This is a genomic window from Eubacterium callanderi, assembly GCF_900142645.1.
GTDB classification, from domain to species: Bacteria; Bacillota; Clostridia; order Eubacteriales; family Eubacteriaceae; genus Eubacterium; species Eubacterium callanderi.
In genome coordinates this window covers 213,256-232,814 of the sequence record NZ_FRBP01000004.1, presented here as the reverse complement: position 1 = coordinate 232,814, position 19,559 = coordinate 213,256, and the positions used below count along the sequence as shown (strand labels likewise).

The 19,559-nt window shown below is 51.6% G+C and carries 14 protein-coding genes; 4 read left to right on the top strand and 10 right to left on the bottom strand.

Features of this window, described 5'->3' with window-relative positions; translation table 11 throughout:
- Positions 1-16: 16 nt before the first annotated feature.
- The 5 genes from BUC22_RS06630 to BUC22_RS06610 all read right to left on the bottom strand — a co-directional run bounded on the left by BUC22_RS06630 (position 17) and on the right by BUC22_RS06610 (position 9,067).
- On the bottom strand, positions 17-3,553 hold the full coding sequence (locus BUC22_RS06630) for a S8 family serine peptidase (protein ID WP_070081197.1): 3,537 nt from the start codon (positions 3,551-3,553) through the stop codon (positions 17-19).
- A 111-nt stretch (positions 3,554-3,664) separates the two neighbouring features.
- Positions 3,665-4,096 (bottom strand): LptM family lipoprotein, encoded by a 432-nt coding sequence (locus BUC22_RS06625; protein WP_013379544.1) that lies wholly within the window; start codon positions 4,094-4,096, stop codon positions 3,665-3,667.
- On the bottom strand, positions 4,093-5,511 hold the full coding sequence (locus tag BUC22_RS06620; RefSeq protein WP_013379543.1) for a sensor histidine kinase: 1,419 nt from the start codon (positions 5,509-5,511) through the stop codon (positions 4,093-4,095). Before BUC22_RS06620 ends, BUC22_RS06625 begins: the two co-directional genes overlap by 4 nt.
- A gap of 4 nt (positions 5,512-5,515) precedes the next feature.
- Positions 5,516-6,232: a LytR/AlgR family response regulator transcription factor gene (locus BUC22_RS06615; RefSeq protein ID WP_013379542.1), complete on the bottom strand. Its 717-nt coding sequence runs from the start codon at positions 6,230-6,232 to the stop codon at positions 5,516-5,518.
- Between the two features lie 216 nt (positions 6,233-6,448).
- Positions 6,449-9,067: a C1 family peptidase gene (locus BUC22_RS06610; protein ID WP_041689832.1), complete on the bottom strand. Its 2,619-nt coding sequence runs from the start codon at positions 9,065-9,067 to the stop codon at positions 6,449-6,451.
- 166 nt (positions 9,068-9,233) lie between these two features.
- On the opposite strand from BUC22_RS06610, the gene BUC22_RS06605 reads away from it, so the two are divergent.
- The 4 genes from BUC22_RS06605 (at position 9,234) to BUC22_RS06590 (ending at position 14,277) form a co-directional block, all read left to right on the top strand.
- Positions 9,234-9,929: a response regulator transcription factor gene (locus BUC22_RS06605; RefSeq protein WP_013379540.1), complete on the top strand. Its 696-nt coding sequence runs from the start codon at positions 9,234-9,236 to the stop codon at positions 9,927-9,929.
- Positions 9,930-9,931: 2 nt separating this feature from the next.
- Positions 9,932-11,179: a sensor histidine kinase gene (locus tag BUC22_RS06600; protein ID WP_013379539.1), complete on the top strand. Its 1,248-nt coding sequence runs from the start codon at positions 9,932-9,934 to the stop codon at positions 11,177-11,179.
- Positions 11,180-11,248: 69 nt separating this feature from the next.
- Complete coding sequence (locus tag BUC22_RS06595) at positions 11,249-11,932, top strand: ABC transporter ATP-binding protein (RefSeq protein WP_013379538.1); 684 nt, start codon at positions 11,249-11,251, stop codon at positions 11,930-11,932.
- Entirely contained in the window at positions 11,929-14,277 is a 2,349-nt protein-coding gene (locus BUC22_RS06590) for an ABC transporter permease (RefSeq protein ID WP_073382617.1), read from the top strand. The genes BUC22_RS06595 and BUC22_RS06590 overlap by 4 nt, the downstream gene beginning before the upstream one ends.
- A gap of 208 nt (positions 14,278-14,485) precedes the next feature.
- On the opposite strand, the gene BUC22_RS06585 is transcribed toward BUC22_RS06590, so the two are convergent.
- The 5 genes from BUC22_RS06585 to BUC22_RS06565 all read right to left on the bottom strand — a co-directional run bounded on the left by BUC22_RS06585 (position 14,486) and on the right by BUC22_RS06565 (position 19,477).
- A complete protein-coding gene (locus BUC22_RS06585; RefSeq protein ID WP_013379535.1) occupies positions 14,486-15,550 on the bottom strand; it encodes a mandelate racemase/muconate lactonizing enzyme family protein in 1,065 nt (354 codons plus the stop codon).
- A gap of 96 nt (positions 15,551-15,646) precedes the next feature.
- A complete protein-coding gene (locus BUC22_RS06580; protein WP_013379534.1) occupies positions 15,647-16,627 on the bottom strand; it encodes an ABC transporter ATP-binding protein in 981 nt (326 codons plus the stop codon).
- Positions 16,627-17,604: an ABC transporter ATP-binding protein gene (locus BUC22_RS06575; RefSeq protein WP_013379533.1), complete on the bottom strand. Its 978-nt coding sequence runs from the start codon at positions 17,602-17,604 to the stop codon at positions 16,627-16,629. Before BUC22_RS06575 ends, BUC22_RS06580 begins: the two co-directional genes overlap by 1 nt.
- A 23-nt stretch (positions 17,605-17,627) precedes the next feature.
- On the bottom strand, positions 17,628-18,545 hold the full coding sequence (locus BUC22_RS06570) for an ABC transporter permease (protein WP_013379532.1): 918 nt from the start codon (positions 18,543-18,545) through the stop codon (positions 17,628-17,630).
- Entirely contained in the window at positions 18,545-19,477 is a 933-nt protein-coding gene (locus tag BUC22_RS06565) for an ABC transporter permease (RefSeq protein ID WP_041689831.1), read from the bottom strand. The genes BUC22_RS06570 and BUC22_RS06565 overlap by 1 nt, the downstream gene beginning before the upstream one ends.
- Between the last annotated feature and the right edge of the window lie 82 nt (positions 19,478-19,559).

Genomic DNA, 19,559 nt, shown 5'->3' with positions numbered 1-19,559 from the left:
GCGGGGGTTTTCAGGTTTAACCTTTTCTTCTGCGGTAGAGTACCAGGCCGCCGCCTGCTGCCAGCAGCAGAAGCGCCGCGGCGGTCAGGGCAATGCCTGAGGCGCCGCCAAAGAGGCCAGTTCCCGCGTTTGATCCGTTTCCAGTAGTGCCGCTATCTGCGGGCGCCGCTGTCGGGGATGGGTTCACACTGGGGCTTGGCTCCGGCGGTGTGGGCTGGTCACCGGACGGGTCGCCAGTCGGGCCGGTATAGTCCACGGTGGTGGAGCGGAATACCAGCGGTTCTGTGTCTCTTCCAGTATAGCCTAAAACATAAAACTGGTTGCCTGAGGCCGCGCCAATGTTCTGGGTGGTCTTGGTCTGGCTGTAGAGCTTGCCGGCATCGCCTGCCCAGGCTTTGTCTTTGGCGTTAAAGCTCCAGGTGTCCATCATCTCGGCTTTGTCCAGGTCTTTAACCGGGCCCACTGCCAGCATGCCGTTGTTGTTGAGAGCGGTATAGGCTGCGTCAAGGGTCTGGTTGGCATCAAACTGCCCGGCGGCCGGAAAGCTGTCGTCATAGGTGTTCCAGCTGCTGCCGTCGTAGCTTAAGGTATTGTCATAGGTCTTTTGATCTGGATTCAGCAGCCCGTTGTTGCCGCCGTGAACCATGAGTGTACTGCCCGATGCGCTGACCGTTGCTCCGCTGCGGCCTTCTGGCATATCCTTCAGGCTGCCGGTGGTCGCACCGGTTTCTGGATTGATGATGAGCACGCTGTTTTTAGCGGTCGATGTCACGCCGTTATCTGTTACGGTAATATCATCGCCGCCGACGGCCAGCAGCTTATCGCCGTAGACTACAAGCTTTTCGGTGCCGCCCAGCTCTGTGTCCACTGTTTTCCAGGTGGCTGCTGACGGGTCATAGGTGCCAATCCGGACAATATCTTTTGTGGTTTCTTTTCCGTCTTTAATCACTTTTTCCTGTGCACTGTACAATAAGTAGAACTTCGTTTTCCCCGCGGTCATTGAATAAAAGGACAGGTTTGGCGTTTCTACCATATTTTCTGGCAACGAAACGGGCTTTTCATCCCATTTTCCTGCCGCGATGTCATAAACGGACATCTTAAGTTTGCTGCTTTCCAGTATAATTCCCAGATAGGCCAGCTTGTTTTCGGTGGCTGCCATGGTCAGAGGATACAGGTCGGCTGATCTGAGGTCGTAATCACCGAATTCATCGAGCTTAAGATCTGGGGCTGCCAGGGTGCTGTAGCCTTTAACATAGGTACTGACCTCGAAAATATTCCGTCCGTAATCTTTATTTTCCGGCGTGACAATAACCTCCTGTTTTCCCTTTATGCCCTGGGGCATGGTAAAAGTGATGGTGTTATCTGCCCATCCGGTAATAGCTGCGTTTTGTCCGCCAACGCTGACGGTTCCCTGTGTTCCAAAGAAATAGCCTTTAAGGGTGGCTGTATCGCCGTCGATGGTCAGATCATTGAGGACTGGAACGCATTGTGTATCGTCAAAGGCGGCTCCAGCATCCACAAAGCCCTGGGAAACGGACGCGTTTTTCAGATCCTCCTGAGCTTCTTCGCGGTTGACACCGCCCTTGATGCGTGCGCAGACTTCTTCTGCGCTGTCAAATTTCGTGGACAGCAGGGCCGCAATCCCGGTGACCACTGGGGTGGCCATGGAGGTACCGTCGGAGTAAAAATAGTCGGAGGCTTTTTTACCAAAGCCCACATCGTCCAGACGGAAGGTGGCGGTATCGGCTGTCTTTCCGCTCATTACGCCCTGCTGCCCTTCTTCGGCCGGCTTGGGGATGAGACGTAAGACGACCTCATTTTGTGCTTCTGGGTTCTTATATTCCATAAAATCAGGCAAGTTGACTTCCTGGGTCGACTGGTTCCAGTTGTGGTCAGACAGGCGCAGACGGGCAGGTAAATAGCTGACTGGATCTTTTGTCAATACCTGAGTTGAATCAATGCCCTGCCAATTCCCGTCCTTATCCTGATACTGGAGCAGGAAGGTCTGGCCGTACATGGCGTTGTCACAGCCTGCCTGGAATGCGATATTGAAAAGCGCGTTTGTATCAATGCTCTTTAATTCATCCCGGTTAAAGACCATCTCAATGGCGAAAGCCTCATCATTTTGGATGCTGTCTAAAGAAATCTGCAGGCCTTTGTCACTGGCATAGCCAGGGGATAAAACGGATGATTTTGCTGTTTCAACAACTTTACCGTCTGCGTCCAAAAGGCGCAGACCCACCCTTGATGTGTTCTCAAAATCTTCATAGAAATAAGAATCCCCATCCTCCTGTATCTGCGGCAGATACTGCACAGGCATGACGTGTGTGTTCATGGGATGCGCTGCATCCGTAAAGGTGGTGGTGGTCGATAAAATCTGGCTGCCGGGTGCAAAAACATCCACGGTTTCTTTACCATAGCAGGAGAAAAAGCTGCGATAGCCCTCGCTGTCCATGGCGCCAACGGTTACCACATAGGGGCTGTTGACAATGCCGCCGCTGTTCAGGTCGTTGTTGGTATTGGAGTTGCCTGCCGCAAAGCAGGAAACCACACCGTAATCTCTGCCGATGGCAGTGGCTGCCGTGGAAACAGACCGCAGCTGCCGGCCCTCAACGGCGCTGGGGCCCCAGGAATTATTGATGGCGACCACGTTCACGCCAGCCTTTGCTGCTGCCTGGATATAGGCGTAACCGCGGATGGCTCCGGCCATATCGCTTCCAGACTGGCCGAGAAAGCGTACGGCCATGATCTGGGCGTTTGGGCTGACACCGGCAACGCCGATATCGTTATCCCACTCGGCGGCAATGATGCCCGCGCAGTGGGTGCCATGGCCAGTATCTGTGTCCATGGGATCTTTGCTATCCTCACCTGTAATAGCATTGTAACCATACTCACCACCGCCCATATCAGTAAGAGATTTGTAATTCAAGCCGTCTTTCCACATAATATTTTCAAGGTCAGGGTGGTGATAATCCACGCCGCTGTCCAGCACGGCGACCACGGGGGTATTGCCTGTTGTATCAACTGCTTTCCACGCATCTGCAGCGTTGATATCCGCCGACGGAATGCTGGTGCTTCCGGGATTCAGTTGATTTTTTAAAGCCCATTGGTAAGTATAATCCGGGTCTGTTGGCTCATTTACACCATAAGCCTCCACAAAATAGTTCGGCTCTGCAAATTCAACATTGGGGTTGTTTTGCAGGTCCGCGATCAGGCTTTCGGTGTCCTGGCCGCTTTTTACCAGCACCAGGCTTTTGCCCGTTTGGGCGGCTGCGCTGCGCAGCATGGGGCTGTTTTCGGCCGCGGGCTCTGCCGCTGCCTCTACGGTCATGAGCTCCTCGGTCTCGTAGGCTGAGGCGCTACGGCTACGGCTGTTTGTATTGTTCAGCGCTGCTGCGCCGCCGTCAACATAGACGATGGCCTCGCCCTCGGCGTAATCTACACCGGGTGTTCCATAATCTGCCGGACTGTCTTCCTGGGCCAGCACTCCTGCCGGCACGGTGGAAAAGACCATAAGCAGACTCAGCATAATGCCTAAAATTCGCTTTTTCACATGATTCTCCTCTCAGGTTTTATTAAATCCTTTTTATTATATCATACTTTTCCCACGGACAGCATACCGTTTACATCGAGTTTTGACCACTCGTCACATTTTATCTGTTTTTTATTCTCTGATGAACTTTCCTTCAAAGGCCTTCTCGGTACGGCCCTCCTGTTTTTCGTTCTCGTACAAATACAAGGTTTGGCCCTCAATTTCGTACTGCCGCTCCACCACATTGCTGCCAGCGCCCAGGTTCATGAGGTTTTCCGCCTCTATACCGCCTCCGGAAAAGCTGGTGACCTCCAGCTTTATTCTGCCGCTGTCCACAGTGTATTTTCCGCTGACAGTGGTGGGCGATGCCTGATCGCTTTTTGGCTCAATCCTTTCCTCAAAGCTGCCGTCATCCTTAAAAGTCAGCTGGTAACCGCTCTGGTCTGTTTCGGCTGCGGTCTCCTCCTTCCAGGTTCCTGCGATACCCGTACCAGACCCGGCAGTGCAGGCCGCCAGTGTAAAGCAGAGGACCAACGCCATCATTCCTGATATTATTTTTTTCATATTCTTTCCTCCCTGCTATCATCGGTGTCTTTTGCGGCACAGATGATACTTATTTTCGTGCTGAACACGCCCTCGCTGCAGTGGTACTCCACATACCCGTGATGGGCGTCCACAATGCTTTGAACGCTCTGCAGTCCAAGGCTTTTACGCCCGTTTTCCTTCAGGCGCTGAAGTTCTGCGGTGGTCAGGGTCTGTTTTTCGCTGACCATCGTGGTGCTGTTTTTCATGATAATGACCATGGAACTGCCCACCGGCCCTACCCGCAGGTCGATAAAGGGCTTTTGGCCGACGACCTTCTGGCAGGCGTTAAAGGCGTTTTCCAGAATGTTGGAAAACAGAACCGTAAGATCCACCTGGTCAATACCTGGTGTCTGCCCCAGCTTTACCTTCACGTTCAGCTCGATACCGCTTTCCTCACACTTTGCAAGGTAGTATTGATAGATGCTGTTAAAGATATAATTGTCGGAAGCCTGTACGGTGGTCTCAGACTGGATACGGTCGTCGTAAGATTGGATATAATCCTGAATGGCCTTGGTATTGCCGCTTTCGGCCAGCTCGCCAATGAGCCGCAGATGGTGTCGCACATCGTGCCGGAGCATGCGGGCATTCTCCAGATTGCCGACAATATTCCGGTAATTGAGCTCCTCAAGCTGGATTTGGTGTTCCAGCTGGCGTGCCTTTTCTTCTGTTTCCCTGTTTTTGTTCATCTGCCCGGCTGTGTAAAAAAAGATGCCAAAGGACCCAAACACACACAGGGTCAGGCAGTAAAACACAAACAGTACGGTGTCAAAATTAAAGGTGATGCGGGTATAGCTCGCGCAGTACAGCATGAGCATAATAATGATGGCCAGGCAGAAATAACGGCTTGTCTTGGTATCCAGAACCCGCAGTGCCGGCCGGACGATTTTTCGCATGAACAGTATCATGAGCGGCAGTGTCACACACTCCAGCACGATAATCACATAGATGGAGCCCCCCTGCAGCATCACCCCTGCCTCACGGGAAGCATCCCAAAAACTGCTTTCAGGAAAAACAGTCAGATAAGTGTTGGCGCCGGAGGCCACAAAGACCGCGTAGGCAAAACCCATCGAGAAGACCAGCAGCTTCTTGACCAGGGTACTGCGCACGCAGGCCAGAAACAAAAAGAAGCAAAGCAGCAGAAAGCCGTAAAAAATGGTACTGTTGCCGCTGAAGGCCGCCTCATAATCAGTGCCCTGAAGCTGCTCATTCCAGACCCACAAAAAAGTCTCCAAAATGGACAGCAGAAGCATGACCCCCAGGTTAAGAAAAGCGGTCTTTTTGACGCTCAGGCGGTAATCCTCCGGGTCAAAGGCCAGATAGCAAAGGGCTGCCACAGGCACCACCTGCACCCAGAAGCCAAGAATATACCGCAAAAAAACATTGGATTCGAGCAACCCTTTACCTCCTTTCAATCTGTGAAAACTGATAGTCATAAAATTTCTTTCGGTTTTCCGACTTGTTTTTCCGGCTGATGGCATACTCCTCGCCATTTTTCAGCACGCAATAATCACCTTCCATGGATTCGATATAATCCATGCTGGTGATCAGCCCCTTTCGGACTTTCAGAAAACGGCTGACGTCCAATTGCTTTTCAATTTCTCTCAAGGGATAGTAGGCTCTGATGACGCCGGTTTTTGTATGGATACTGGTTTCATTGCCGATGGTTCTGACATAAAGAATGCCAGCTTCCTCAATTCTAACCTCGTCTCTGCCCCGCTTGACTAAAATATAACGCCTCTGGGACTTCTGGGTTTTCATATAATTTTCAAATACTTTTTTCACCTGACTCTGCGTCGGGGGCTTAAGGATATAATCCATGGCTCCAACCTCGTAGGATTCGGCCGCAAACTCATTAGAGCTGGTCAGAAATACGATCTTTGCATCTGTACTCAGGCTTCGGATTTCACGGGCCAAATCAACGCCGGAGGTCTCTGCCATAAAGATATCCATAAAAACCAGATCCGGCACCTCGCTTTTCAGATAAGCTCTGCAGGCTTCTGCAGTTTGGCAAATTTCAAGCATGCTCTCCTCCGGGTAGGTTTCTGCAGCTGCCTCGATCTGTTCCCGGGCTTTTTCCAGATCTGCCGGATTATCTTCGCATAGTAAAATTTTCATTTACAATCACTCCATTTCTGCTCATGATTCTATTATAGCAAATTGTAGTTTGAAAAGCATTAGTGAAGTGATAAACGCTCTAAAAACAGATCATCTTCTCTTGATTCATTCATATAAAGGCACCTGTTCCTTTACTTCAACATCTGTATCCTATCATCTTTTTGTCTCTGTTCCGTACTAAAAAAGACCCGGCAGGCAGCCAGGTCTCAGTATACGTTATTTATTTTTTCTTCGCAGATAGATCCAAACACCCGCAATGACAATCACCAAAACGATAATGCCAATGGGCAGTACGATATTGGCGGCGGAAGTGAGGCCTGTCAGAACCCCCGGCTGAGCCGGCGCTTCTGCATACTTGGTTTCTGTGCCGCCGCTGCCCTGCTGGGGTTCATCTGTGCCGCCAGAAGTGTCATTTTTAACCACGGCGATAGCGTAGGTGCCATTGAGTACGTTAGTATCCACACTCAGCACGGTTTTGGACTCTGCCGCCTCAGCAGTACGCAGTACAGTGGCCTGGGGCTCTGGAGTTTTTGCAGCGGCGTTCATATCCTTAAGACTTCCATCATCACCGATGGTATAAATCTTGGTTTTAGCCGCTTCGTAACCATCCGGCAGTCTGAATTCCATGGTCAGTTTTTTTCCTGATGCCAGGGTGACAGGCTTGTTATCCTTATCCAGCGTTGTAACTTCATAAAGTGTAAAAGCGTCATGCCCATCCTTCAATGTCTTCTTTGCCTGTTCGTAGGCGTCGCCCTTTGTCAGCGCTTTGGCATCAAAGATCGTTCCCTCTGGCAGCAGCTCCTGATTGTCGATTAGAGTTGTACTACCATCTTCAGATACCAGCACTTTCTCAATGTTAAAGCTCAGGGTATACTCTGCCCCGTTGTTCCCCCTTGGCTCAGAGGTCAGGCTGAGGACTATGGGCGTATTCTGGAAATCTTCCTTGGCAACTTCGGTATTTTCAGCCACGCTCAGGCTGGCGGTTCCGTTCTGGGCTGTGGCGCTCAGGCGGATAGTTTCTGTCCCGGCTGGCAGCAGCACCGGGGCTGCAAAATCCGTTACCTCCTGGCTTCCCAGAGACTGCTTCTGGCTGTCAAGGCTTTCAACGGTCAGAGCCGCTGCCACTGCGTCATCCTGATCGACGGTAAAGGCTTTGATCATAGCATTGCCATAGTTACTGGTTTCATCGCCGACTACTGTTGGAGGCGTATTTGCTATGTCAGACCAAATCCACTGACCATTTTCCTTGGAAAAAACATAGCTCTGGCCTGGTTCAATCTTGGCAATGGTCTGGATTTTACCACCGCTGCCCTGGGTAATAACACCGCTATAGCCCATCTCTATCGGTAGATAGCCACCGCTATCTCCCGTAATGGTCTCGACCACGGCAAAGCGTTCGCCGGCCTTTAGCTCAACATCCTTGTTCAGTTCAATGGTGTGATAGCCGCCGTAGGTGGGTTGGGCAGTGATTGTGGAAACCGCCTCGCCCGCGTTTGAAAGGTCTGCGCCATCGGCGAGCTTGTAAATTTCAACCTCAACGGTACTGTTCGTATCCACGGTAATGGCGGACACTGCCGTTAATACCTCATCCTTTTCCGCAGTAAAGATGTTGGCTACCTTGTTACCTCTGTTGTCCTCGCTCGGCGGAACGGACACAAAGGACTTATAGCCTAAAAAGTCATATTGATAATTATTATCATAACTGAACAGACCGTTTTCCGGCACGTCCACCTGGTAGGAAGTGAACTCACTGACGGTCTGGTCATAATAAGAGATATAAAAGTAGCCTTCTGCATCCACAGAGCCTGCGCCACCGTTCCCCTTGCCCCAGCTGTTTTTAACAATCCACGCACCTGGTCCCGGCGGCGTGGTGCTAAAATTATCAACACTATAGGTATCATCCCAGCCCACAATGGAGACTTCATGGTTGGCCGAGGCATTTCTTGGGCTGTACTGAGCATGGGTTTCGGTATTAAAAATTTCAGTGGTATTCTCATCCTGATCTGGAAGTGATTTTGCCGCATAGTAGGACACGTCCAGCACACCGTTTTCCATGAGAGCGCTTTTAACGGCCTTTAGGGCAGCCTCGTCAAAAGAGTAACCGGTTTTATAGGTTATACCATCTTTATCCACCGCTGTGCCTTTAAAGACGCCCGTCTCAGGCAGGTAATCCACGTTCTGCACGTGCACCTCCTCTGCCTCATCCCGCAGGCTTTCCGGAAGGCTCCAGTCACCGGTTTTCAACGGAATACCGTTGTCATCCCGTTCTCCCGCGGCGTTGACATAGGGCGCCAGCGTCTCATCAATCGGTCCAAACCAGGCTGTGGTGTCCGCTGTGGCCATCTGCCGACGTCCGCCAAAGTCCAGGACATTTGCCGCGCCCTCCACGATCTCATACCCCTCGCCCTGGTAGGGCTGGAAGGTAAACCAGGCCATATAGTGCTCGGAATAGTCCAGGCTGCCGGCGCTGCCAGCGCCTTTCAGCACCGCGTTGGATTCGATGCTGGAGGTGTTGCCAAAGGACCAGCAGGAGCCCCAGGGGTTCTGATTCCGGGTGCCGGTCACAAGCCCCTTATTCCGCAGGTCGTATTGCTCCGGTAACGTCACGCCCCTTGGCGTGATGCCGTTGGTGTCCTGGGGCAGAGTGTAATAGGATGAATCCAGCCCTGCGGGCAGGCGGCCGCCGTCATAATTATCGACACCGCTAGTATCCACTGGAATCTCCGGCGCTGCCAGCACAACAGAGCCGGTAAAAGCCGTAAAGCTTAGGGTTACGCCCAGGATGGCTGCGGTAATTCGTCCTTTCCATGATTTGGGCAATGATTTCTTTTTCACTTTTTTCCTCCATTCTGATACTTTTTGTATTATTATAACTAATTTTGACATCCCTTTCTATACCGTTTAAACCGAAAAACGACCGTTTAAATAAATGTTGTCTTTTCAGAATACCATTTGACCTCCTGTGCTATAATAAAAGCACTTATGTACAGGAGGTTTTTTTATGATCCAAAACCGTATCCTTTTAGTTGAAGACGACACAAGCCTCATTGACGGACTCGAATATACACTGGTCAAAAACGGCTTTAATGTCCGCGTTGCCCAGACCGTGCAGGAGGCCCTTCTCCTTTTCGAAAAGGACTCCTTTGATCTGCTTCTGCTTGATCTGACACTGCCCGACGGCACCGGCTTTGATATCTGCCGCAGTGTCCGCAGGCACTCTGAGGTGCCTATCATTTTTCTGACAGCTTCGGATGAGGAGGTCAATGTTGTCATGGGTCTGGACATCGGCGGCGATGACTACATCACCAAACCCTTTAATCTGGGTGAGCTGGTTTCCAGAATAAAGGCCTTGCTGCGCCGCGCCCGAAAGCTCCGGTCTCCCATCCTCGAAAGCCACGGCATCGCGGTGGATCTGATGAAAGGCAGCGCCACTAAAAACGGCCAGTCTCTGGAGCTCACCGCCGCGGAGCAGCGCCTGCTGATCATGTTTTTACAGAATCCCGGCATGATACTGAGCCGGAATTCCATTCTGGAACGCCTCTGGGACAGTCCGAGCGATTTTGTGGACGACAACACCCTCTCGGTTTATATAAGACGCCTTCGCAGCAAAATCGAAGATGATCCCAACCATCCTGCCCGGCTGCTCACTGTGCGCGGCATGGGCTACAAATGGCAGTCCGAAAGCGCTGGTGACTGATCATGAGCACAATTTTTAACAACCGGGATATCCGGCGCTTGTTTACAGCTTTAGGCATAGCGACGATTTTTCTGCTGCTCGCCGGACAGCTCATCGCCTTTTCTCTCTCCTCCAGCGCCCGAAGTGTTCTTTACACCAGAGACACTGAGCTGGCCGGCGCGCTGCTGGATAAGGGGCTTCCTGCCGAGGAAGTCGCTGATGTCTTTACCCGGGACCTCACCGCCAGTGAGGGCGAGGCCGGTTCGGCGCTGCTCACCCGGGCGGGTTACACGCCGGACACCCCTGCCGCCTACCTTTCCTTTCTGTCGGCCTTTCGGTACAGCAGCATGCTCTCGCTGTTTTCCTACGGGCTTCTCTTCACCCTCTGTGTCACAGTGCTCTGTGTGCTGTATTTCCGCGCGCAGCAGCGCACAATCACCCGGGCCGAAACTCAGCTCAAACGCTTCATGGGCGGCAACACCAGCGCCCGTCTGGAAAGCGACGCGGATGGCAGCCTGTATAAGCTCTTTGCGGACATCAACAGCCTGGCCACCTCCCTCACCGCCCATCTGGATACAGAAAAAAAGGCAAAGTCCTTTCTCAAGGATACCCTCTCCGATATTTCCCATCAGCTGAAAACACCGCTGGCCGCCCTGAAAATGTACAATGAAATTCTTCAGGAGGACGGCGCCGACCCCGAGGTGCTGGCCCGTTTCACAGATAAGGTAAACGACTCGCTGAACCGTATGGAAACCCTGATTCAAAACCTGCTTAAAATCACCCGTCTGGACGCAGGCGCCATCACCCTGAGACCAGTCCTCAGGCCTGTTCAGGCGATGATGGAGGATTTGTCACACAGCTTTGAGACAAGGGCCAGACGGGAACAGAAAGCCCTGCGCTTTTCCGGAAGCCCGGCTGCCCGGCTCCTCTACGATCCCGACTGGCTCACCGAGGCTGTCAGCAACCTGATAAAAAACGCCCTTGACCATACCAGCACCGGCGGCTGGATTGCAGTTGGATGGGATGAGAGCGCAGCAGTCACCCGCATCACGGTCCAGGACAACGGCAGCGGTATCCACCCGGAGGATATCCACCATATTTTCAAACGCTTTTACCGCAGCCGCTTCTCCCAGGATACCCAGGGCGCCGGGCTGGGGCTCCCTCTGGCTCTGGCCATCACCGAAGCTCATAAGGGCACGCTCTCGGTGGAGAGCAGCCCGGGCCAGGGTGCCCTGTTTACCATGACCTTTTTGAAGATGACAAAATTGTAAGCTTTGGGACATCTGCCCGTAAGCTGCCCGTGTTATCCTGTTAGCAGATCAAGAAAGGTGGTAAACAACATGAATTTACTCACAGTAAAAAAACTGACAAAAATTTACGGGGACGGCGACGCCCGTGTAGAAGCCCTGAAAAACGTTTCCTTTAATATCACAAAGGGCAAATTCGTGGCGGTTGTGGGCGAATCCGGCTCTGGTAAAACCACATTGTTCAATACCCTTGGGGCTTTGGATACCCCGACGAAGGGGCAGGTTTTTATCGACGGCAAGGATATCTTCTCCATGAAGGAGGAGCAGCTCACCATCTTCCGGAGACGCAGCATTGGTTTTATCTTCCAGTCCTACAACCTGATTCCCGAGCTGAGCGTAGAGCAGAACATCATCTTCCCCCTCCTGCTCGATTATCAAAAGCCCGATCAGGCCTATGTGGAGGAGCTTCTGGAGGTTCTCGGGCTAAGGGAGCGCAGAAGCCACCTGCCGCGGCAGCTCTCCGGCGGGCAGCAGCAGCGTGTGGCCATCGGCAGGGCCTTAGTCACCCGGCCCATGCTCATTCTGGCCGACGAGCCCACGGGCAACCTGGACAGCAAAAACAGCCGTGAGGTTATCTCTCTGCTCAAATCCACCTCCAGGCACTACCGTCAGACCATTCTCATGATCACCCACAACCCTGCCATCGCGCAGCAGGCCGACCGGGTGCTTCAGGTTTCTGACGGTTTCCTCACCGATCTGGGAGGTGCCCTGCAATGAAAAGCTACCTCGACCTTGTTTCACAGTACGCAAGGGTGCACCGCAGGAAAAACCGGATCACCGTGCTCTGTATCACCATTGCGGTCTGCCTGGTCACCGCGATCTTCGGCATGGCCGATATGGCTATCCGGGCAGAAGTCGACCGGGCCATCCGGGAGGACGGCAATTTTCACATCGCCATCAAGGACCTGGACGAGGCCGCCGGCCAGATGATCGGCCTTCGGCCCGACGTGGCTGTCTCCGGCTGGCTTACTGCTGCTTCAAGCGCAGCGCTGGGCGGCAGGGAACTCATGCTCCAGGGAAGCAGCGAAGCCCTGTCGGCCGAGATGGGGCTTACGGTGAGCGAAGGGCACTTTCCCCAGACAGCGGATGAAGCCCTTGTAGACCGGCAGCTTCTTGATGCGCTTGGCCTGAGCATCGGCGACACCGTCACTACCGAGGCGGTGGGCGGCCCGCCGGTCACCTTTACCATCTGCGGTACCTTCAATGATTTTTCCGCCCTTAAGTCAAGAGACCGGCACGCTGCTTTTTTCAATGAAGCGGGTATAAAACAGTGTCTGGAAAACCGGGATTCCCGGACCGTCTATTACCTTCAGTTTAAAAACGCGCTTGACATCCGCCCGGGTATCGAGGATATCCAGACTACCTATGGCCTGTCCCCCGGCCAGATTCAGGAAAACCAGCGGCTTCTCGGGCTCTACGGCGTCATCGGCGACCCTTACGCCTATGCCCTTTACGGCATTGCGCTGGTGCTGTTTCTGCTGGTACTGATCGCAGGCACCATCATGATTTCCAGCAGCTTTAACATCAGTATTCTGGAGCGGACCCAGTTTTTTGGTCTGCTGCGCTGTCTGGGCGCCTCCAAAAAACAGGTCCGCCGATACGTGCGGCGCGAGAGCCTTGGCTTCAGTCTGCGGGGCATCCCAATGGGACTGCTTGCAGGCACGGTCATCATCTGGATTTCCTGCGCCGTGGTGGGGCATTTCAACCCAACCTTTTACGGCAACCTGCCCCTGTTTCAGCTCAGCCCCATCGGCCTGGCCGCTGGTGTCATCGTCGGTTTTCTGACCGTATTTCTGGCGGCCATGTCCCCCTGCAAAAAAGCCTCAAAGGTCTCCCCGTTAAACGCAGTTACCGGCAATATGGAAAGCAATCTGCCCAAGGTGCACCGGGCGGCAAAAACCAGCCGCCTGCCTGTGGACATCGCCATGGGGACCAGCCACGCCTTTGGGAACCGGAAGAATATGGCTCTGATGGCCGCCTCCTTTGCCATCAGCATTATTCTCTTTTTATCTTTTACGGTGTTCATTGATTTTATGTCCCATGCCATGCGTCCGCTGAAACCCAGCACACCGGATATTACAGTCGCCCTGGAGGAAAACGGCCTTTATCTGCCCGATGACCTGGCCGCAAAGCTTAATGAGGTTCCGGGAATCGAGCGGGCTTTTGGCAGAAAATACGCCCCGCTGCCCGAAAAAAACGGACTCGCCATCAGCCTTATCTCCTACGAAGATCAGCAGTTTGACTGGTCCGAAGCGGTGCTGGTGGACGGCAGCATTGACAGTGTCCGGGAAAATCCTGATACGGTGCTGGTCAGCTATGACAACCGCCAGAACTGGAAGACCGGCGACACCATTACCCTGCCAGCCGCAGGCGGTGACAAAACCGTTACCGTGGGCGGCGTGCTTTCCTCCCTGCCCTTTAACGCAGAGGAAAACGGCGAGATCCTCATCAGCTCAGAAGATACCTTTGACCGCATTACAGGCGGCCAGGGCTACACGGTCATCGACCTGCAGGTAAATGAAGCCGCCAGCGATGACACCCTGGGCACGGTCAACGCCCTTGTCGCAGCAGCGGAGAGCGCGCACAGCGGCACCCCAGGCTATGACATTACTGTGGCGGATTCCAGACAGGGCAATCAGGAGGCCCGCTCAGCCTTTTACACCATGTCTACCTTTGTGTACGGCTTCCTGTTCATCATTGCTCTGATCACCATTTTCAATATCATCAACAGCATGAACATCAGCGTCTCCAGCCGCATTAACCAGTACGGCGTCATGCGCGCTGTGGGGATGTCCGGCAGGCAGCTTGTGCGGATGGTGGCCTCAGAGTCGGCCGCCTATGCCCTTGTGGGCTGCGCAGCCGGCGCGGTTCTGGGACTTCCCCTTCACGCTTTCCTGTATGACCAGATGATCACCACCCGCTGGGGCGACGCCTGGAGCCTGCCCTGGCTGCCCCTGGTCATCATCATCGGTTTGTCCCTGGCCACAACCTTTCTGTCCATCATCGGGCCAACCAAAAAAATCCGCCGTATGGACATTGTGGACGTCATCAATGGAGAATGAAAAATGGAAAATGGAAAATTTACGAACACTTTTTCTATCGAAAAAGTGATTTAAACAGCGGCCTTCGGCCGCGGTCTCAATCGCTTTTGCACATGCAAAAGGGTTCTATCATTTTCCATTTTCCATTCTCAATTTTCCATTAAAAAATAGCCACCAGACTGCAACAGGCAGCTGGTGGCTGTTTATGATTAACCTTTTAATTCTTTTCTTACTTTTCCAGTCCCAGACCTGGTTTTTCAGGCAGGATCATGGTCTTGCCATTTTCCATGATAACGCCGCCTTTTACAGCTACGTCGGTCAGGGTCAGATGAGCGTCAAGGTCTGCTCTCGTGATATTTTTCATGGCAGCGCCCAGGCTGGCAGCAGCGGTGACACCGATGTTGCTTTCTTCGGCCATGCAGCCCAGCATACATTCAACGCCAGCCGCTTCAGCGATGGCGTTGATCTTCAGCGCTTCACGTATACCGCCGCATTTCATGAGCTTGATATTGATCAGGTCAACGGCATGCATTTTGATGGCTCTCATGGCATCCTTTGAGTTAAAGACGCTCTCGTCACTCATAATCGGAATTGGAGAGTGGGCAGTAACGAATGCCAGACCGTCAAAATCATGGTAAGGCACAGGCTGTTCGATGAGCTCGATGTCATAGTCTGCCAGCTTGTTGATCACAGCGATGGCTTCCTTTGGCGTCCAGCCCTGGTTTGCGTCCAGACGGATTTTAACATCCGGGCCTACTGCGTCACGGATGGCTTTAACGCGGGCTACGTCAGCTTCCACAGTGGTGCCGACCTTTGTTTTGATGGTGTCGAAGCCTTCGGCCACATGGGTTCTTGCTTTTTCAGCCATATAAGCCGGGTCGTTGATACCAACGGTCATGTCCGTTTCAAAGGTATTGGAATTTCCCCCTAAAACCTTGTATAAAGGCATGTTTGTGATTTTACCAATCAGATCATAGCAGGCGATGTCAATGGCTGTTTTAGCTGAAGGACAGTGGGCAATGGCACGGTCCATGATCCAGTAGATTTTTTCAATATCCATTGGGTCGCAGCCGATAATTTCCTTTTCCATGATGCGGATGCCGGCTTCAATGCTTTCCAGGGTTTCACCGCTGATCAAAACAGCGGCTGAGCCTTCACCGATCCCCACAAGACCTTCATCGGTTTCAATTTCAACCAGAATCTGCTCTGCGTGGGTGATAACGCCCAACGAAATATGAAATGGTTCAACCAAAGGAATCTTGACACGTTTTGTATTGATTTTCGTAATTTTCATTTTAGATACTTTCTCCCTTTATTCTGTTAAAGTTCCTGTATACAACGCAAAAGCCTGGATTTCCAGGCTTTTCGCGTTTTATTCATACTGAGCCGTCTATTTTCCAGGGAAGTGGCAGGCGCACATATGGCCATTGCCTAAATCCTTGAGCTCAGGGGTACATTCCTTACAGATCTGCTGCGCTTTGTAGCATCGGGTATGGAAACAACAGCCGCTCGGCGGATTGGCCGGGCTTGGCAGGTCACCCTGAAGAATGATTTTTTCTCTCTTGGTTTTTTCAACCGTCGGAATAACAGACAGCAATGCAATGGTATAAGGATGAGACGGATTATTGTAGAGCTCATCCTTCTCCGCGTATTCGACAACATGGCCCAGGTACATAACCGCAACCCTGTCCGAAATATGGCGTACAACACTCAGGTCATGGGAAATAAACATAAAGGCAATCCCCATATGGTGCTGCAAGTCCTCCATCAGGTTAATGATCTGGGCCTGAATGGAAACGTCGAGGGCGGATACGGGCTCATCACACACCAAAAGCTTTGGCTGTAAAATGATTGCCCGGGCAATACCGATTCTCTGACGCTGTCCACCTGAAAACTCGTGTGGATAGCGGCGGATATACTGGGTATTGAGCCCAACAAGGTCCATGATCTCAAGAACCTTTGCTTCACGCTCCTTGCTGTTCATATCCGTCTGGATTTCCAGAGGCTCACCGATAATTTCACCAACCGTCATTCTCGGGTTCAGCGACGCATAAGGGTCCTGAAACATCATCTGGAATTCCTTACGTTTTGCGCGCAGGGCCTTGCGGTCCAGGGTCATAATATCTTCACCCTCATAGATGATCTGGCCTTCAGTCGGCTCAATCAGGCGGAGAACTGAGCGTCCCATGGTGGATTTACCACAGCCGGATTCCCCTACAATACCGAGGGTTTCACTGCGGTTAAGGGTAAAGCTGACGCCGTCCACCGCTTTGACAAAGGCTTTTTCCTTGCCGAATCCGCTGCCTTTGATGGGGAACCATTTTTTCAGGTCTTTAACTTCCAGCAACACATTGTTTTTTTCTTCTGCCATTAGTTTTCTTCCTCCCATCGATCGGTATATTTAAAGCAGCGTACCTGATGGCCGTCAAGGTCAACAAGCTCTGGCCGTTCTTTGCGGCAAATATCCTTTGCGTATTCGCAGCGCGGGCAGAACAGGCAGCCCTCCGGCATATCGTTAAAGCTTGGAACCATGCCCTTGATGGTTGAAAGCTTTTCTTCCTGGCCGCCCAGCTTCGGAATACAGCTAATCAGGCCCTGGGTATAAGGGTGCAGCGGTTTTTCAAACACGGTGTCCACATCGGTATACTCAACGACCTGGCCCGCGTACATAACCATAACGTTATCGGCAACCTCAGAGATAACCCCAAGGTCATGGGTAATCATCATGACAGCGGTGCCGGTTTTTTCCTTGAGCTCATTGATCAGGTTGAGGATCTGGGCCTGGATGGTAACGTCCAGTGCCGTTGTCGGTTCATCGCAGATCAAAAACTCAGGGTTACAGGAGAGGGCCATGGCGATCATAACACGCTGGCGCATCCCGCCTGAAAACTCATGGGGATAGGAATTAAGACGCTTTTCGGCATCTGGGATCTTGACGAGATCCAGCATCTGAATCGCGCGTTCCCGGGCCTGTTCCTTTGTCATATCCTCGTGAATCAGGACAGCTTCCATAATCTGCTGCCCTACAGTGTAAACTGGGTTCAGGGAAGTCATGGGTTCCTGGAAGATCATGGCAATTTCCTTGCCACGGATTTTCCGCATTTCTTCCTTATCTTTATTCAGCAGGTTTTCACCTTTAAAATCAATTTCGCCGTTGACAATTTTCCCCGGCTTTCCAATCAGCTGCATAATCGACATCGATGTGATACTTTTACCACAGCCAGACTCACCTACAACCCCAAGTGTTTCGCCTTTATCTACAGAAAAACTAACACCATCAACAGATTTAACGACACCTTCATCGGTGTAGAAATAGGTTTTAAGGTCTTTTACTTCTAATAATTTCATGTCGTAATCACCGCTTTCTGATCTTAATTCTTCAACTTCGGATCCAGGGCGTCTCTGAGGCCGTCACCGAACATATTAAAGGAAATTACTGTGATAATAATGGCGATTCCGGGGAATATACTATACAGCGGGTCGCTGTTGATATATGGCTGCGCGTAGCTGATCATGGAGCCCCAGCTCGGATCTGGCGGCTGGATACCAATACCGAGGAAGCTTAAAGACGCCTCGGTCAGAATCGCACTTGGAATACCAAGGGTTATCAATACAATAATGGTTGAAATACAGTTTGGAATCATGTGCTTCATGATAATTCGGAAGCCACTGCCGCCACTGGCAATACAGGCCTCAACGAATTCCTTTTCTTTGAGCTGCATAACCTGCCCGCGGACCATTCTGGCTGTCTGCACCCAGTTGACAATCGCAAGGGCGATAAACAGACTGGTGAGGCCAGTACCAAGCGCAAACATGATTGCCATAGCTAACAGCAGGTCTGGGAAAGCTGCGAAAATTTCCATGATTCTGGAAATAACAGTATCCACCTTACCGCCGTAATAGCCCGCCAGCGAACCGAGGGTAACACCCAGAATGGTCGCGATGATCTGGGCAATAATCCCTGCTGAAAGGGATACGCGGGTACCGTAAATAACACGGGATAAAATATCGCGCCCGTATTCATCGGTGCCAAACAGGTGCTCGCCTGAAGGTGACTGAAGGGCAATGGCCAAATTCTGCTGGTTTGGATCATAGGGAGAAATAAGCGGAGCCAGAATGGCGACAAGCGCCAGAATGATAATGATCCCCATGCAGACCATGGCAACCTTATTTTTCTTCAGGCGGTTGAAGCTGTCCTTCCAGTAGCTTTTTGACTGGACGACAATTTCCTGTCCTGTCTTCTCCTCAGCGTAGTTGTTTCGTTTATATCCAAGATTTGGTGTCTTCATTATTTTTTACCCTCCGTAACTCGAATTCTTGGGTCAATGAATGCATAAGAAATATCGACCAGAAGGTTTACCAGTACAAAGGCAACGGCCACGTAGAGCATGGCACCACGCAGAAGCGGAAGGTCACGGTTATTGAGGCTCGTAACCAGAACATTACCAATTCCTGGAATTGTAAATACTTTTTCAATGAGCATGGAGCCGCCAAGCATGTAGCCAAGCTGTGTCCCCAACAGAGTAACAATCGGGATCAAGGCGTTTTTGAAGGCATGCTTCCACATGACAACACTTTCCTTTACCCCTTTTGCCCTCGCAGTACGAATATAGTCCTGCCCGATAACGTCCAGCATACTCGTACGTGTGATACGGGCAATGGATGCGGCGTACCGCGTCCCGAGCGCAATACTCGGCAGGATAAAATAAATGGGCGATGAAAACCCGGAAATCGGCAGTAAATCAAGTTGCAGGCCGAAGATAATCTGTAGAATAATGGCAACCCAGAAAGATGGTGCGGAAATACCTACGATAGAGAGTGTCATTAATGTTGAATCCAGTGCTTTACCTCTGTAAATAGCAGCCAGCATTCCACAAGTCACCCCAATAATTACGGCAAAGACAAAAGAACATGCTGCTAACTGAAGCGTAATGAAAAAGCTGCGGGTTAATGTTGCCATAACCGGCTCTTTTGTGAAATAAGAAGTCCCCAAATCACCATGAAAAATTCCAACTAGAAAATCCCAATATTGCTGGAATAAAGGTTTGTCCAATCCTAACGAATGACGCACTTGCTCAACAGTTGCAGGATCTGCACGTTTTTCAAGCATCAACGCTACAGGGTCACCGGGCAGCACATTCATCAATAAGAAGACAATGATACTGATAGCGAAAAGAACCAGCAATGTCTGCCCAAGTCTTTTTAGGATATATTTACCCAAACTGTTTTCCTCCTTTTTTAATTTATACCATTTAAAATACACGGCAGAACAAAACCTTACGAGTTGTCCTACCGTGTCTTTA